Source organism: Rathayibacter sp. SW19 (assembly GCF_030866825.1).
Classification (GTDB): Bacteria; Actinomycetota; Actinomycetes; order Actinomycetales; family Microbacteriaceae; genus Rathayibacter_A; species Rathayibacter_A soli.
In genome coordinates this window covers 1001977-1017482 of sequence record NZ_CP133020.1, presented here as the reverse complement: position 1 = coordinate 1017482, position 15506 = coordinate 1001977, and the positions used below count along the sequence as shown (strand labels likewise).

Genomic DNA, 15506 nt, shown 5'->3' with positions numbered 1-15506 from the left:
TTATCTGCACTTATGAGCTTAAGTGCAGATAAGGCAAATCGCTACCGACGGTTCACCGGCATCGCTTTTGCCGGCAGCCTGCCAACCCGTGTGCGCAAACGGCTCACTTGTTCAGAACGATCTGCGCACCCTGACCACGGTTCATCCATCACCCCCGCGCGGCCCGCATGCCGTTTGTGGCGCACGAAGCGCGCTTTACGTGGTGTCAATCGCCAATCCGAAGCGGGCCTCGCCGACGTGCACCCACCGGTTCGCGCTGGTTTCGAACCGGGCGAAGCTCCAGGACATGTTCTCAGCCACAGTTCTCCGCCACAGGTCGTGAGATATGCCCGAACTGGATCTCCGACACCACCTTGTCTGCATGCACGTCGACCGGGAATGCGAGCTTCAGCAGTTTCTGCCGCTCGTGCCAATCGACACGGGTGGTGGTGATCTTGAGGTTCGCACCGCCGGCCACGAGCGCGAATTCCGGCCTGATGATCGACCGGCTGGGCGTCGACGAGGCGAACGACCGGTCGACCCGCAGGGCGGCAACGCGATCACCGGGAAGTAACGCGTGAAACATAGGATTCGGCGCATATCCCCATGCGCCGGCGCGTCTGCAGCCGAGCTGGGCTGACGCAGCGACGCACAGGTCAACGACTCAACGACCAGTCATTCTGAATCTAGCCCGTCGACGCGACGAGCATCTGTGCGCCAAGAAACAAATCGCTGATCTCCGCAACGCGGTGTTCACCTACCGCGACCTGGGCAGCGGGCCGATCGGAAGCGCCGGATGGCCATAATCGACGATGGTATAACGACCGCAGTGCGTGACTCGTGTCGCGGCCGCGCTCAGTCCCGCTGGAACTTCCAGCGGTGGGTCCGCTCTGCTCACAATCACGAATGACGCTCGAGTGGCCTCGAAGTCAGTCCTGTTGACCAGCCACGGGTAGGCATTGAGAGCACTGGTGACTTGAACGAGCTGGGAAGGATCGGGAAGGTAAGCTTTCGGGCCCCTGATCGTCCAATATTCTCCGACACCGATCTCCCCGGAATCCGTAACCCACTGGTCGACACACTGAACATCGGAGTCGACGCGGTTTGCTTCGACAACCAATCGAGGAGTTGCGATGATGATGCTGGCAAGGACACCCACCGCCAACACGCCTGCGGTTGCGGACGCCAACAGCTGCGTGGCTGGTTTCGAGCCCGTGGGTTTACCAGTCTCGACGTTCCTGCGCACCAGCCTCGAGTCGTTGCCTTTCGGATCGAGGAGCTCCCCGCGAAGTGACCGATGAATGACCCGTTCGCGGCGTAGGACAGCAAGCACGACGCAAAGTCCGAGCAGCGGCGCAAAGAAAACGGGTTCCAGATAGCGGGCGGCGTCTGTCCCGAGAAGGATGGCGCCCGCGGTCACCACCACTGGCGTGATCCAACCCAGCCCGGCAACGAGCATCCCCGCCGTGTCGCGGCGGCGAAGCCTCCGCACGAATATCGCGATGTTGACTGCTATGAGCGCGAACACGAAAACGATCGAGAGCACGCCGGGGAGGGTTTCCAACCGCATCCGCAGAAGGCTTGTGTAGTACAGCAGCGACCTGCCGAACAGATCGGGCCGCGCGTAACTCACACCGCTCATCGTGATCCAAGGCGCCAGCGGCACGCGAAGCAGCAGGCCAGCGATCGCGCCAGCACCGACTGCGCCGAGGGCGACCACGCCGCTCAGGCGCGAAACGAGACGCGGGATGCCCACGGCGACGACTGCGATCGCGACCGGTACGGCAGACCATGCGAGGTAGAGCGGATTCGTCAGAATGCTCAGTGTGGCAACCAGGGCCAAGACGACGGCTGGAACCCATGAAATGCGCTGAGATTTGCTTGGGAAAGGACCATCAGCGACACGATGACAAGGTGAAAGGATGCGCACGACGAGTCCGACGGTCAGGATCATTCCGATGATGGTGGCGCTGTAATACGTCGTTGTTGCCACCAACGAGACAAGTTCCAAGCTATTGCGGTTGGCTGTGCTGTCTAGCAGCACGAAGACGGTCACACCTGCGATCGCGAGCAACGCACCTACGATGCGCGAGGAGCGCGCCCGGCCAGGCATCGCGCATCCGGCAACGAACCGGAACGATGCGTAGACGGCGACCAGGTTCACGATCGCGTTCAGAATGAAGGTTGCTTTCACTGACAACCCCAGAGCTGCGAGGCCGAGGTAGACAATGAGTTCGGGGATGAACAAGACGGAAGACATCGCCCAGTCTTGCGGCTGGCCAACGGCGAGTGATCCGTGGACGAGTGCCGGGAAGACCGAATCACTGTCGTAGAACAACAGCCAGGACCGTTGCGTGTCCGCAAGGTGCATGACCATGATGAGAGCGGCCGCAAACGCTATGACGCCTCCGCTGAGTTCCAATGCAATCGCATTGGCGAGGTGGAGCCGTGCTGCGGATCGCTTGCGCCCGCTCATTTCGAGTCGGAACCCGTCCGCGGTCAGCCGCGGTGCACGCGCAACGTCGCAATCTCGAACGGGCGAAGCGAAAGGTGTGCGGCCGCCGCGGACACGGTCACGCTGTCGGTCTCGATCCGGCGTTCAAGCAAGTCGGTCGGTTCGACGCTCACGGCATCGAACCGGAACGTGACAGCTGCCTCGGCACGCCGGCCGTGTGCTTCGTAGAGCCGCACGACGACGTCCCCGGATCGATCCTCCGCCAACTTCACCGATTCGACGAGCACACCCTCCCCTTCGATATCCACGAGGGGTTCGATCGGCGCTGCGACCCTGCGCAAAGGGAGGTTGAGCCCGTAGCCGGCGGCGATCGCATCCGATATTTCCGCACCCACTGTGATCGACGAGCGCATCACGTGCTCGCCCTGGTCTGCGGTTGGATCGGGGTAGACCGGTGCACGCAGCAGCGACTGCCGCACGAGCGCAAACGTTCCGCCCCCGCGGCGAGGCTGCTGCGTTACGTCGTGCCCGTAGGTGGAGTCGTTCGCAACAGCCACACCGAAGCCGGGCTCGCCCACATGCACCCAACGGTGGGCGCAGATCTCGAAGCGGGCGTGATCCCATGACGTGTTGTCGTGCGTCGCGCGGTACACGTGACCGAACTGCGTCTCGGCTGCGGACCGTTCCGCGCGCACGTCGGCGGGGAACGCGAACTTGAGTAGTTGCTGCCGCTCCTTCCAATCGACGCGGGTTGTGACCAGGAGTGTTGCGGAACCGGCCTCGAGTGCGAACTCCTGCACAATGCTGGAAGCGCCCACCGAGAAGTGTGCGCTCGCGATTCCAGATTCCTCGTCGATCTGCACGTCGGTCGCCTCGATGTCGTGCTCGTGACGACGGTAGTATTCGTCGATGTCCCAGGCGTCCCAACGCGTCGGGGTATCGCGGAAGAGTTCGAGCCCGGCGGATTGACCCGGTGCGACAGCCTCACGACCCGTCGCGAGGTCGACGGCAGAGATCACGCGGCCGCGGGCATCCAACACGAACCGTGCCTGCGCGTTCTCCAGCACCACGCCGTCGCCGTCACGACGCACCGTAACCGGCTCATCGACATCCGCGAGCGCTGCACCGAGTGCAGGCACACCGCGCACGGGCAGCGGTGACGCGTTGGCGAGCACTCCGCCGACGACGGCTTCTCGATCCCCGGCCGGATCTCCCCCCAGCCGCGCCAGCGACGCGTCGATCAGTTCACCCACTGTGTCGGCGAGCGCCGCATAATTGCGCTCGGCTTCTTGGTGCACCCAGGCGATCGACGAGCCCGGCAGGATGTCGTGGAACTGCTGAAGCAGTGTGGTCTCCCACGCCCCACGCAAAGCCTCATACGGATAGTCCGCACCCGTGCGCACGGCCGCGGTCGTCGCCCAGAGCTCCGCCTCTCGCAGCAGGTGCTCACTGCGTCGATTACCCTGCTTGGTGCGCGCCTGTGAGGTGTAAGTTCCCCGGTGCAGTTCGAGATAAAGTTCGCCCGACCAGACCGGCGGATGCTCATACTCGGCCTTCGCCCGCGTGAAGAACGATTCGGGGGTGTCCACCGCCACCCGCGGAGAGCCCTCGAGCGACGCGGTGCGGTGGGCGGCTTCCATCATCTCGCGCGTGGGTCCGCCGCCGCCGTCGCCGTGGCCGAACAGCGCAAGCGACGAGTTGGCCGCGCCCTTCTCCGCATACTGGCGGTCTTGTTTCGCCAGCTCCGCGCCCGACAGGTTCGAATTGTAGGTATCCATCGGCGGAAAGTGCGTAAACATGCGGGTGCCGTCGATACCCTCCCAGAGGAACGTGTGGTGCGGGAACCGGTCGGTGTCATTCCACGAAATCTTCTGCGTGACGAACTGCTCGAGGCCTGCACCGGCGAGGATCTGTGGCAGCGCGCCGGTGTAGCCGAACGAGTCTGGCAGCCAGCCCGTGATTGAGCGGATGCCGAACTCACGCTCGAAGAATCCCTGCCCGGCCACGAACTGCCGCGCCATCGCCTCACCGCCGACCATGTTGGTGTCGGACTCGACCCACATGCCGCCAACCGGAATGAAGCGCCCTTCCGCAACTCGCACACGGATGCGCTCGAACAGCTGCGGGTAGAACTGCTTGATCCACGCATACTGCTGCGCCGATGAGCACGCGAACCTGAAGTCCGGGTAGTCGTCCATCAGGGCCAGCACGTTTGAAAACGTGCGCGCGCACTTGCGAATGGTTTCGCGTGTCGGCCACAGCCACGCGGAGTCGATGTGGGCATGGCCGACTGCAGTGATGTGGTGTGCCTCCGCGGCCGCCTCGGCCGACAACACGCCGGCCACGATCGCCCGTCCCGCTTCCGCTGTGCCGGCGATGTCGTGCGGGTCCATGCCATCGCACATCCGCTCCAGTGCGCGCAGAATCTGCGCCGCTCTGGTGGATTGCGGCGGCAATTCGGCATGCAGGCCGAGCAGCGCCTTGACGTCCTGTTCGAGCCCCCAAACGATGGTGTCCCGCACCGCGACGTCGACGTAGCGAAGCGTGTAGATCGGGCTGCTGCCGGCCGTGGCTTTATCGCCCAACGGTGTGGGGCCCCACGCCCACGATCCAGCGATGTTGGGATTCGACGCCGCCTCGATGTAGAAGTCCACCGTGTCACTCGCGATGGCGACCGCCGTGTTGAACGGCTCGACGGCCTTGATCGTGGTGCCATCCGGCGCGAACACGAGACCCTCTGCCTGGAAGCCCGGCCCGTCGCCGGAGAAGCCCAGATCGATCACGACCTCGCGCCTGTGGCGGTCCGAAGCCTCGGGCCAGGCATCCGGAACGCCACCGGTAACGTGGAACCAGGTCGTGCCCCACGGCTTGCTCCACGGCGACCCGGCCGTGAACTCCTCGAATGTGTGCGTCACCGCTTCGGCGAACGGGACCGGCTCGTCGGGAACGTCCCACGCGGTCAGCGCGAGCGGGGTGCGCTCCGCATAGACGTTCGGGGTGATGCGTTCACCGAGAAATCGGTTGATGCGCTCGAGGACGAGTTTCGAATCATCGTGCACGATGGTGCTCCTTTTTAGTGCGTGCAGGTGCAGGGCGGCTGGTGTCTTGAGTGGCGGGGCTCAGCCCTTGACGGCGCCGGCCAAAGCCGAACTGCCGCCGAGGAACCGAGAGGTTATGACGTACAACCCCAGCACGGGCACCGAGTAGATCAGCGAGAACGCGGCGAGCTTGCCGTACGCGACGGCGCCGTACTGACCGAAGAACTGGAAAATGCTGACTGAGGCAGGCATGTTGTTCGGGCTCAGCAGCAGCACGAACGGAATGAAGAAGTTGCCCCAGGCTTGCACGAACACGAAGATGAATACCACCGCCAGGCCGGGCCGCATGAGCGGAACGACGATGCGGGTGAGCGTGGACATCATCGAAGAGCCATCCATCCATGCCGCCTCCTCCAGAGTGATCGGCACAGAGTCCATGAAGTTCTTCATCATCCAGATCGCCATGGGCAGGCTGGTCGCCGCCATGAAGAGCACCGTTCCCGACACGGAGTCCAAGAGGTTGAGCGAGACGAAGAGCGTGTACACCGGCACCATCATCGCGGTGATCGGGAGGCCGGTGCCGAAGAGGATTCCGTACATGAACGGCTTGTTGATCCGCATCCGGTATCGCGAAAGCGGATAGGCGGCCAGGATCGCGACAAGCACCGTCACAATCGCGCAGCCGAACGAGATGATGAGGCTGTTCCACAACGGTATGAAGGCCAGATCCGGGGTCATCACCGATGTGTAGTTGTCGATGGTCAACGGAGCCGGCAGTTTCAGAGTCAGATTCGCGGTCCCATCGAAAGACGCCACCAGCAGCCACAACAATGGGACCAGGAAGCAGAGTCCGATGACCACCAGGACCGTGTTCGAGACGATCTTAAGGCCGCGGCCCGAGGGCGAAGTGAGTTTCATGTCAGTCGACCTCCGGCTTGAGCGCTTTGATGTAAATAATCGAGAACACTGCACCGATGATGAGCATCACCACGGCGATCGCTGTGCCCAAGCCCAGTTGTGAGAACTTGAACGCCTCCTGGTACGCCAGCACGGGGAGTGTCGAGCTTGACGTGCCAGGTCCGCCGGCCGTCATGATGTAGATCAGCCCGAAGACGCTCAGTGTCTGCAGCGTGGTGAGCATCAGGTTGGTAGAGATACTGCGCCGGATCATCGGGAGGGTGATGTAGATGAGGCGCTTCCAGCCGCTCGCCCCGTCGAGCTCCGCCGATTCGGTGATCTCCTCGGGCACCTCGGTGATCGCGGCAGAGTAAACCATCATCGAGAACGCCGTCCCGCGCCAGATGTTTGCCAAGATGACGGAAACCATGGGCACGACGTAAAGCCAGTCGGTGCCTTTGATTCCGACAATCGCGAGAATCTCGTTGAGAGTGCCGCTCCCGCTGAAGAATGCATACGCGCAGAATGCGCCCACGACCTCGGGGAGCACCCATGACGTCACCACAAGTGTGCCCACAACACCGCTCAGCATCTTGCTGCCTGAACGCATGAGCATGGCGAGTGCCAAGCCAAGCACGTTCTGGCCGATGATCGCGCTACCGACGACGAACAGGACGGTCAGCCAGACTGACTTCCAGAAGTCTGGGTTCTGGAACAGTTGGATGTAGTTCTGAAATCCGATGAACTCGGAGTTCTGTGCCGCGGCGCCCGTGAGGGCCATGTTGGTGAACGAGCCGTAGAACGCGTCGATCACCGGCCCGAGCAGGAAGATCGCGACCAGCACCATGGCTGGAATCAGCGGTATGGACCGCAGCAAAGCACGTCGAGCGTGGTGCGGGCGGGAAGGGGAAGCCCCTCCCCGCCCGGGAGCGCCCGTCGCCTCTGCGGTATGCGTGAGCGACGTCATGGTCGTGCGCCTACTTCGTAACCACGTTCTTCGAGCCGCCGACGGCCTGCGGCAACGCCTGGTCGTACACCTTCTGTGCGGCCGCCGGCGTCTGCTGTCCTGTCATCACAGACTCCATGGCCACTTGAATGTTGTTCGACACGGTCGGGTATGCCGACGTTGCAGGCCGGAAATGGGTGATCTTAACCAGCCCTGCGAAGAACGCATTCGTCGGGTTGGACGACACGTAGGAGGGCTCGCTCGCGACGTCGGTGCGCACCGGGATGTTCTGGTTGCTGGTGGCGTAGAACAGCGAGTTGTCCTTGTTGAGCGCAAGCGAGATGAAGTTCCACGCTGCCGTCGGGTTCTTCGACTTCGACCCCATCGCGAGCGTCCACCCACCTGACATGCTCGTCGCGCCAGGTGCGGCGCCGTCTTGCGTCGGCATCTTGGCCTGGCCCATCACCGAGTTCCAGTCGGTCCACGGCGCGACACCGGATGGCCCCCAGCTGCTCGAGACCCACGAACCGTCGAGACTGATGCCGAGTTTGTTCTGCGACAGCAACGCGGGAGTCTGGTTGGACCAGTTGGGATCGAGAGCCTGCTGAGCAGTCGGCCCGACGCCTCCCTGGTAGACGTCCTGGACGAACTGCAGCGAGACCTTGAACCCTGGTGACCCGGCGACCCACTTGCCGTCGCTCGTGGTCAACTGGTTCTGCGTGCCGTAGAGCAGCATCTCGAAGCCCTGCATGGTGGACCCCTCGCCGGTACCCTTACCGGAGTAAACGTTGAGTGGGATCACGCCGGGCTCGGCGGCTTTGATCTTCTTTGCAGTGTCGATGATGTCATTCCACGTCTTCGGCTGCCACGGCAGCGAGACACCGGCCTTCTGCAGAACGGTCTTGTTGTACCAGAGCGCGCGCGTGTCGGTGCCCATGGGGATACCATAGAGCTTGCCGTCGGCGCCCTGCCCCGCCTGGCGTGAGTTGGCCGGGAACTGCGACCAGTCGCTCCACTTCTTCACATTGCTGTCGAGCGGCGCAAGGTAGCCTGCTGCCGCATCGGACTTGATGAGGAACGTGTCCTCGTAGAGAACGTCAGGGGCGGTCGATGCCGACTTGTTCATCAGCGCGAGCTTGGTGTAGTAGTCGTTCTCAGCGGCTTCGATGGGAACGAGCTTGGCCGTGTAGCCCGGGTACTTCTTGTCGAACTGCGTGGCGATGCGGGCCATGTAGTTCTGCATCTGCTTGCCGCCGTATGACTCATAGGCGATCGAGATCGTCTTGCTGTCGCCGCCGCTGCTGCCGGATGAGCAGCCGGTCAGCGTCGCGGCTGCGACCATACCGACCGCGACGACAGCGATGATGCGTTTCTTCATGATGCTCCTTTGCCTCATGGGGCAGGGGTATCCGGGCACTCGGCCCGGTCGAACCTCATTACTAAATCATTTGCAGTTATCAAAGTCAATATGTCGCTATGTCATTTCATACGACCGAAATCAACTTGTGATCAACGCTTCGGGCGCCCGCCAATATTTCATCCAATAATTTGACTGATTAGCCGCGCGTCCTGCAAGATGTGGTTTGTCAGACATCCAGGGCCGTCGCCCGCCGCTGCGCGACGAGGACCTTCAACGAATACTGAGGGAGAAGATATGCCTGCTGAGGCCCCGATCAGAGTGGCCGTGCTGAGTTTCTGGCACGTGCACGCCGGTGATTATGCTGCGGCGGCCGCGCGGCATCCGAACACAGAACTTGTCGCGGTGTGGGACGACGACGCGGACAGAGGCAGAGCGGGCGCAGCCCAGTTCGGAGTCGAGTTCGTGGCGGACTTGGACACCCTGCTCGCGCGTGGCGACATCGACGCTGTGACGATCACTACGTCGACGAAGGAACACCTCGACGTGATGGTGAAGGCGGCGAAGGCGGGAAAACACATCTTTACGGAGAAGTTGCTCGCGCCGACGGTCGCTGCGGCCGAGGAGATCATCCGCGCCTGCGATGACAATGGCGTGAAACTCATCGTTTCGCTCCCTCGGCTCTATCACGGGTACACGCAGGTCGTGGAGGATGTGCTTGCAGACGGTCGGCTCGGTACGGTCAGCTACAGTCGCGTTCGACTCTCCCACGACGGTGCAGTGGCGAACTGGCTGCCTCCGCAGTTCTACGATCTCGATGCCACTTTCGGCCTCGCCCTCGCCGACCTCGGATGCCACCCCGTCTACCTCACACAGCTCATCCTCGGCCCGACCCCGAAGACCATTTCGTCCACGTACACCTACATCACGGGCCATGCAGTTGATGACAATGCCGTGGTGACGGTGACCTACTCCGGCGGCGCCATTGGGGTCATCGAGGCCGGCGTCGTCTCGCCCGACCCGTTCCTCATTGAAATCGGTGGGACCAAAGGCTGGCTCAGTTATTCCGAGCACAACGACGAGGTCACTGTGGCGCTGAAGGGTCACGAAATCGAGCACCTTCCCGTGCCCGACGATCAACCGAACGCGTTCTCACAGTGGGTCGGCCACATCCAAAACGGTACGAGAGCCGACGACAACCTCGCGCGCGCTCTCGAGTTGACGCGACTCGTCGCGGCAGCAAACAATGCAGCACATACAGGAAACACGGAGGACTACCGATGATCAAGGTCGGTCTCATTGGCGGTGGCGGCATCGCCAGCGCGCACATCAAAGGATACCGCGCACACGCAGACAAGATCGTCGTCGTGGCGGTCGCCGACGCCTTTGAACCGACGGCGATACGTCGCGGTAAGGAACTCGGCGCGTCCGAGTACACGGATTACCGCGAGATGATTGCCAACGAAGAGCTTGACGCCGTCGACATCTGCCTACCCCACCATCTTCACGCTGACGCCATCGTCGCGGCCGCGGAGGCGGGCATCAACGTGCTGTGCGAGAAACCGCTCTGCCTGAAGCCGGAGGAAGCGCAGCGCGTCAACGACGCGGTCAAATCGAACGGCATCTCGTTGATGTGCGCGCACAACCAGCTCTTCATGCCGACTGTCGCCAAGGCCAAGCAACTTATCGATTCCGGCACGATCGGGGCCGTCTACGAAGTGCGCACGACCGACTCGTTTTTCAACGAATTCGATCCAGCCAACATGGGATGGCGCGCACACGCCGCCACATCCGGGGGTGGCGAACTCATCGACACCGGCTACCACCCGAGCTACCTCATGCTGCACCTCGCAGGCGCAAAGCCAGTCGAGGTGACAGCCATGCTGTCGACACATCGGTTGACGTTCATGGAGGGCGAAGACAGCGCCCAGGTGCTCATCCGCTTCGAAGAGGGCGTGGTCGGGCAGCTGGTGACCAGCTGGGCGTACGAACCTGCCACGTCAACGGAGCGGTTTTCTGTGGTCGGGGAACTCGGCTCGCTCACGAGCGACGACACGACGGTGAGCTACCGCCTGCGGTCCGGTGGGGAAGAATCGTTCACCTTCGAGCCGGTCGATACGTTCGTTGCCGAGATCGGCCACTTCGCGGATTGCCTGATCTCCGGCACCCGCCCGCCTCACACTGAAGACGAAGGCATCCAGGTACTGGGCATGCTACTCGCTGCGTACGAGAGCGCTGCAAACAAGACGATCGCGCCCGTGCTGGACGTGCTGAGCTGAACAGCCTGTCTAAATCGCTCAACGCGGAATGAGCAGTCCGTGCGTGCTTGGCGACAAAGTGTGGTCGAGCACCAGGCAGGCTGCGCCGACTGCGGCAACGTCGTCTCCGATTGCAGATTCACCGAAGGTGACGGCGTGAGGAAGCCGATAGAGCGGCGACCCCATCACCATCTCAGGCACACGGCTAAGCACCGCGTCACGGAGCGGAGCAAAGTACGGGCCCCCAAAGACGACGTGATCAACGTCCAGGAGGTTGACGAGCATCAACATCGCCTGCGCGATATCCGCGACGGCGGCATCCATGAGTGCCACCGCCCGCGGATCTCCGTGTGAGCCCAGCAACTGCGCGTATGCCGATGCCACCTCAGCGGTCGTCATTGCGGTCGCGTCGCCCCCCATCACACCGCTCGCAATCGCATCCTCGACCATCAGGCGCGGCGACATCGCCCAACCAAACCGTCCTCGACGATCGTGTGCGCGGTCCGCCGTCTCACCTGAGACGTCGCCGACGATGATGCTGCCGACGTCGCCAGCGTTATTGGAGAAACCTCGCACGACCTCGCCGCGCGAGACCACCCCGATTCCGACGCCAGTGCCGCAATACATGAACACCATGTCACTGCGCTCGCCCGTCGTATCCATCCACAATTCGGCGACGGCTGCCGCCGTCACATCCTTCTCCAGTATGACGGGCAGGCCTAGTGCGTCGGCCAGCTCATCTCTGACGGGGACGTCATGCCACTTCGTAAGCAGCGGCGGATTGAGCACAACCCCACTGACAACGTCGATCGGGCCGGGCGCCGCGATACCGACGCCGATGACACGCGAAGGTTCCACAGCAGCTTCGGCAATCAGGGCGGACACCGCCCGCACGATGCGCGCGATCGTACGCGAAGCCTTGGCTTCCGGAGTCGTCGCCAGAGTGCGGCGGGCGACCTCCTTACCCGCGAGATCGAGAAGCACCAATGTGATCACCGAAGGATCCAAGTGCACGCCGACTGCCAGCCGTCCGCGTGGTTCGAGCCGCAGAATGGTGCGCGGCTTGCCAACCCCGTTCACTCGCGTTCCTGCCTCGACGACGAGACCCTCGTCGATCAATCGGCGCACGATGTTCGTCGCGGTCTGAGCCGAGAGGCCAGTACGACTGGCCACCTCGACACGGCTCACGCCGTCTGGAGCGCGTCTGACGGCATCAAGGATTACAGCCTGGTTGTATCCGCCGACAGCAGGAAGGTTGCTCCCTGCGCGCATGATCACCTCGTATTCTCTGCGAGCCGCAACCCGAAACGTGTGTGTTCTGAACTTATCGCCTGGATGCAAGCCGGGTGGGCGCACCCTATAACTACATCATTTTTGGTTATTAGCGTCAAGTCGTCGTTCTGGCGCAGCCCGCTTCGTAGTCCACGCCTCGTATCCTTTGGCTGACTCGGAGATTACCGGCGCAATGCACAGTGGGGGTCGGCACCGAGACGGTGTCGACCCCCCACTTCAGGCTGCGCTACACGTGCGTCGCGTGTGCCCGCTTACGCCAGGCGCGCCTCAAGGTTCTCGGCCAGCGACGCCATGAACTCTTCAGTCGTCTGATACGGCTGGTCGCCGCCGTGCAACAACGCGAGATCCTTGGTCATCTTGCCGGATTCGACGGTCTTGATGACGACATCCTCGAGCGTGTGCGAGAAGTCGATCAGCGCCTGGTTGCCGTCGAGCTTGCCGCGGTGCGCGAGGCCGCGGGTCCAGGCATAGATCGAGGCGATCGGGTTCGTCGAAGTCGGCTTGCCCGCCTGGTGCTGACGGTAGTGGCGGGTGACGGTGCCGTGCGCCGCCTCCGCCTCAACGATCTTGCCGTCGGGTGTCGTCAGCACACTGGTCATCAGACCGAGGGAGCCGAAGCCCTGTGCGACTGTGTCGGACTGCACATCGCCGTCGTAGTTCTTGCAGGCCCAGACGTAGCCGCCCTCCCACTTGAGCGAAGCAGCGACCATGTCGTCGATCAGGCGGTGCTCGTAGGTGAGCCCGGCCTCCTCGAAACGCTCCTTGTACTCATTCTCGAAGACCTCAGCGAACAGATCCTTGAACCGGCCGTCATAGGCCTTGAGAATCGTGTTTTTCGTCGAGAGATACACCGGGTAGTTGCGGTCGAGACCGTAGCTCAGCGATGCGCGCGCGAAGTCGCGGATCGAGTCATCCAGGTTGTACATGGCCATCGCGACACCGCCGCCGGGCGCGTCGAAGACATTGAACGACTGAGCCTCCGAACCATCCGCCGGCTGGAAGCTGATGGTCAGCGTGCCCGGGCCGTCGAAGACGAAGTCCGTTGCGCGGTACTGGTCGCCGAATGCGTGACGACCGATGATGATCGGCTTGTTCCACCCAGGCACCAGACGCGGGATGTTTGAAATGATGATCGGCTCGCGGAAGATCGTTCCGCCGAGGATGTTGCGGATCGTGCCGTTCGGGCTCTTCCACATCTTCTTCAGGCCGAATTCTTCGACACGGGCCTCGTCAGGCGTGATCGTCGCGCACTTGACGCCAACCCCGTGCTTTTGGATGGCGTGGGCTGCGTCGATCGTGATCTGGTCGTTTGTCTCGTCACGCGTCTGAATCGACAGGTCGTAGCGCTCGAGGTTGATGTCGAGGTGCGGGTAGATCAGTTGCTCCTTGATGGCCTGCCAGATGATCCGCGTCATCTCGTCGCCGTCGAGCTCGACGACGGTGCCTTCAACCTTGATTTTTGACAATGGGACTCCTCGTGAGATCTGTGCCGTTGGGATGCCTGAAAACTGTGCCGTTTCGGCCACAGACAGCTTACTAGAACAGCGCAACTATCTTGACATCGAGATATCTGAACGGGTAGACGCGCGCGAACGCCGCCGGTATAACGGGAGGAGCAAACCGACCATCCACAGGGAGGCAATCATGGCGAGCCCAAACGGCAACGCAACTCTCTTGACAGGCGGTGTTCGGCCTGCGGTGCGGTTCGAACGTCACCTGACGGATACCGCACCCGCGGTTTGGCAGTCGCTGACTGATCGAAGCCGGTTGAAGACGTGGTTCCCGTCTGACGTCATCGTCGCCGGCGGGCAGTGGCAGGTCGGTGCTGCGATCAGCTTTCCATTTCCACCTGACCAGATCGACATGACGTTGACCGGCGAAGTCATTATCGTCGACGAGCCCTACGTGTTGGCGTACACGTGGGGCGATGAGTTGCTTCGTTTCGAACTCTCGCCGATGTCGGACGGAACGGAGCTTGTGTTGATCGACGAACTGGAGGCGAGCGTCGCAGCGCGCAACGCAGCCGGCTGGGAAGGCTGTCTTGACCTGCTCGAGGGGCGCCCATCCGCCCCCGACGACTGGCAAGGCTACTTCGATGCGTATGCCGCTGCATTCGAGCCGGTGCTTGGCCCGCAAGCCGGGCCGCCGGCCGAATACCACGGCACCTGATCGGCACCCTCACATTGGAAGCTCTGGGCGAACGCATACGGGAGCGACTATCCGGCGGGGCCGCGCTCGGGATACGCTGAAGCCATGGCTGAGTTGCGAGTGGTTGAACTGTCGGCGTCGAACATCTCTGCCGCGAACGCTCTGACTCTGAAACCCGGTCAGGAACAGTTCGTGGCTCCGGTGTCATACTCGGCGGCAGCAGCCGTGAGCAATCCGGCAACCACGTGGCAGCGCGTCGTCGTCGATGGCGACGAAGTCGTCGGCTTCGTGATGGGCAGTTTCGACGACGATGCCGAACACGAGGAATTCCACTCCATCCTGTGGCGCATCAACGTCGACGCCACCGACCAGGGTCGCGGCATCGGTAAGTTCGCTGTCACCGCCCTTGCCGACGAGGCACGGGCGCGCGGCAAGAAGCAGCTCAACGTCATCTGGGAACAGGGTGAGCTCGGACCGGAGGCATTCTTCCTCCGCATGGGCTTCGTGCCGGTCGGTGAGACCCAATACGGCGAAATCATCGGCGCCCTCGACTTGTGAACGCCTCCGGTGGTCGCCCTTCGAGACGGCCGCGAGCGGCCTCCTCAGGAACCGTAGCGAGCGCCAAAGATGGTGGTCGAGTAGCGAGCGCCAAAGATGGTGGTCGAGTAGCGAGCGCCAAAGATGGTGGTCGAGTAGCGAGCGCCAGCGAGCGTATCGAGACCCGTATCGAGACCCGTATCGAGACCCGTATCGAGACCCGTATCCAGACCCCTGACCCGGCCGATTCGTTCGTCGAGCGTGTGCTCGAAATCGTGGCGGACATCCCACCCGGCCGTGTCATGACCTACGGTGACGTCGCGGCAACGCTCGGCTCGCGGGCCGCCCGTGCGGTCGGCACCGTGATGGCTCGCTACGGTTCGGATGTCCCGTGGTGGCGGGTCGTGCGTGCGAGCGGTGAGGCGCCGGTTTGCCATGAGCGTCTGGCGTTGGAACACTACCGCGAGGAGCGCACCCCTCTGCGCGGCATGACAACCGAAGACGCGGCCCGCACCGGTGCAGAAGACCACTTTCGGATCGACTTGCGACAGGCCCGCTGGTCGCCGTTCGCCGACGAGCGCGCCGCGCTATGAGCCAG

General features: G+C 62.7%; 13 protein-coding genes. 5 read left to right on the top strand and 8 right to left on the bottom strand.

Features of this window, described 5'->3' with window-relative positions:
* Positions 1–292: 292 nt before the first annotated feature.
* The 6 genes from QU604_RS04630 to QU604_RS04605 all read right to left on the bottom strand — a co-directional run bounded on the left by QU604_RS04630 (position 293) and on the right by QU604_RS04605 (position 8693).
* Positions 293–565, bottom strand: a complete 273-nt coding sequence (locus tag QU604_RS04630; protein WP_308467622.1) for a glycoside hydrolase family 38 C-terminal domain-containing protein — start codon at positions 563–565, stop codon at positions 293–295.
* 171 nt (positions 566–736) lie between these two features.
* Positions 737–2455, bottom strand: a complete 1719-nt coding sequence (locus tag QU604_RS04625) for a hypothetical protein (protein WP_308467621.1) — start codon at positions 2453–2455, stop codon at positions 737–739.
* Positions 2456–2478: 23 nt separating this feature from the next.
* A complete protein-coding gene (locus tag QU604_RS04620) occupies positions 2479–5493 on the bottom strand; it encodes an alpha-mannosidase (protein ID WP_308467620.1) in 3015 nt (1004 codons plus the stop codon).
* Between the two features lie 60 nt (positions 5494–5553).
* Entirely contained in the window at positions 5554–6390 is an 837-nt protein-coding gene (locus tag QU604_RS04615; protein WP_308467619.1) for a carbohydrate ABC transporter permease, read from the bottom strand.
* 1 nt (position 6391) lies between these two features.
* Positions 6392–7336: a carbohydrate ABC transporter permease gene (locus QU604_RS04610; RefSeq protein ID WP_308467618.1), complete on the bottom strand. Its 945-nt coding sequence runs from the start codon at positions 7334–7336 to the stop codon at positions 6392–6394.
* Between the two features lie 10 nt (positions 7337–7346).
* A complete protein-coding gene (locus QU604_RS04605; protein ID WP_308467617.1) occupies positions 7347–8693 on the bottom strand; it encodes an extracellular solute-binding protein in 1347 nt (448 codons plus the stop codon).
* Between the two features lie 276 nt (positions 8694–8969).
* Here QU604_RS04605 and QU604_RS04600 point away from each other — a divergent pair, with 276 nt between their 5' ends.
* A complete protein-coding gene (locus QU604_RS04600) occupies positions 8970–9956 on the top strand; it encodes a Gfo/Idh/MocA family protein (protein ID WP_308467616.1) in 987 nt (328 codons plus the stop codon).
* Positions 9953–10951, top strand: a complete 999-nt coding sequence (locus QU604_RS04595) for a Gfo/Idh/MocA family protein (RefSeq protein WP_308467615.1) — start codon at positions 9953–9955, stop codon at positions 10949–10951. The genes QU604_RS04600 and QU604_RS04595 overlap by 4 nt, the downstream gene beginning before the upstream one ends.
* Before the next feature lie 18 nt (positions 10952–10969).
* On the opposite strand, the gene QU604_RS04590 is transcribed toward QU604_RS04595, so the two are convergent.
* Positions 10970–12202, bottom strand: coding sequence for an ROK family transcriptional regulator (locus QU604_RS04590; protein WP_308467614.1), 1233 nt, complete (start codon positions 12200–12202; stop codon positions 10970–10972).
* 272 nt (positions 12203–12474) lie between these two features.
* Positions 12475–13689, bottom strand: a complete 1215-nt coding sequence (locus QU604_RS04585; protein ID WP_308467613.1) for an NADP-dependent isocitrate dehydrogenase — start codon at positions 13687–13689, stop codon at positions 12475–12477.
* Positions 13690–13867: 178 nt separating this feature from the next.
* On the opposite strand from QU604_RS04585, the gene QU604_RS04580 reads away from it, so the two are divergent.
* The 3 genes from QU604_RS04580 to QU604_RS04570 all read left to right on the top strand — a co-directional run bounded on the left by QU604_RS04580 (position 13868) and on the right by QU604_RS04570 (position 15501).
* Positions 13868–14392, top strand: coding sequence for an SRPBCC domain-containing protein (locus tag QU604_RS04580; RefSeq protein ID WP_308467612.1), 525 nt, complete (start codon positions 13868–13870; stop codon positions 14390–14392).
* A gap of 84 nt (positions 14393–14476) precedes the next feature.
* On the top strand, positions 14477–14929 hold the full coding sequence (locus tag QU604_RS04575; RefSeq protein WP_308467611.1) for a GNAT family N-acetyltransferase: 453 nt from the start codon (positions 14477–14479) through the stop codon (positions 14927–14929).
* Positions 14926–15501, top strand: a complete 576-nt coding sequence (locus QU604_RS04570) for an MGMT family protein (protein ID WP_308467610.1) — start codon at positions 14926–14928, stop codon at positions 15499–15501. The genes QU604_RS04575 and QU604_RS04570 overlap by 4 nt, the downstream gene beginning before the upstream one ends.
* Positions 15502–15506 lie beyond the last annotated feature (5 nt).

Excerpts from the sequence above, each read along its gene's own strand:
- QU604_RS04580 (WP_308467612.1), top strand. The coding sequence starts at position 13,868 with ATGGCGAGCCCAAACGGCAACGCAACTCTCTTGACAGGCGGTGTTCGG.
- QU604_RS04605 (WP_308467617.1), bottom strand. The coding sequence starts at position 8,693 with ATGAAGAAACGCATCATCGCTGTCGTCGCGGTCGGTATGGTCGCAGCC.
- QU604_RS04600 (WP_308467616.1), top strand. The coding sequence starts at position 8,970 with ATGCCTGCTGAGGCCCCGATCAGAGTGGCCGTGCTGAGTTTCTGGCAC.
- QU604_RS04630 (WP_308467622.1), bottom strand. The coding sequence starts at position 565 with ATGTTTCACGCGTTACTTCCCGGTGATCGCGTTGCCGCCCTGCGGGTC.
- QU604_RS04610 (WP_308467618.1), bottom strand. The coding sequence starts at position 7,336 with ATGACGTCGCTCACGCATACCGCAGAGGCGACGGGCGCTCCCGGGCGG.
- QU604_RS04575 (WP_308467611.1), top strand. The coding sequence starts at position 14,477 with ATGGCTGAGTTGCGAGTGGTTGAACTGTCGGCGTCGAACATCTCTGCC.
- QU604_RS04615 (WP_308467619.1), bottom strand. The coding sequence starts at position 6,390 with ATGAAACTCACTTCGCCCTCGGGCCGCGGCCTTAAGATCGTCTCGAAC.
- QU604_RS04625 (WP_308467621.1), bottom strand. The coding sequence starts at position 2,455 with ATGAGCGGGCGCAAGCGATCCGCAGCACGGCTCCACCTCGCCAATGCG.
- QU604_RS04595 (WP_308467615.1), top strand. The coding sequence starts at position 9,953 with ATGATCAAGGTCGGTCTCATTGGCGGTGGCGGCATCGCCAGCGCGCAC.
- QU604_RS04590 (WP_308467614.1), bottom strand. The coding sequence starts at position 12,202 with ATGCGCGCAGGGAGCAACCTTCCTGCTGTCGGCGGATACAACCAGGCT.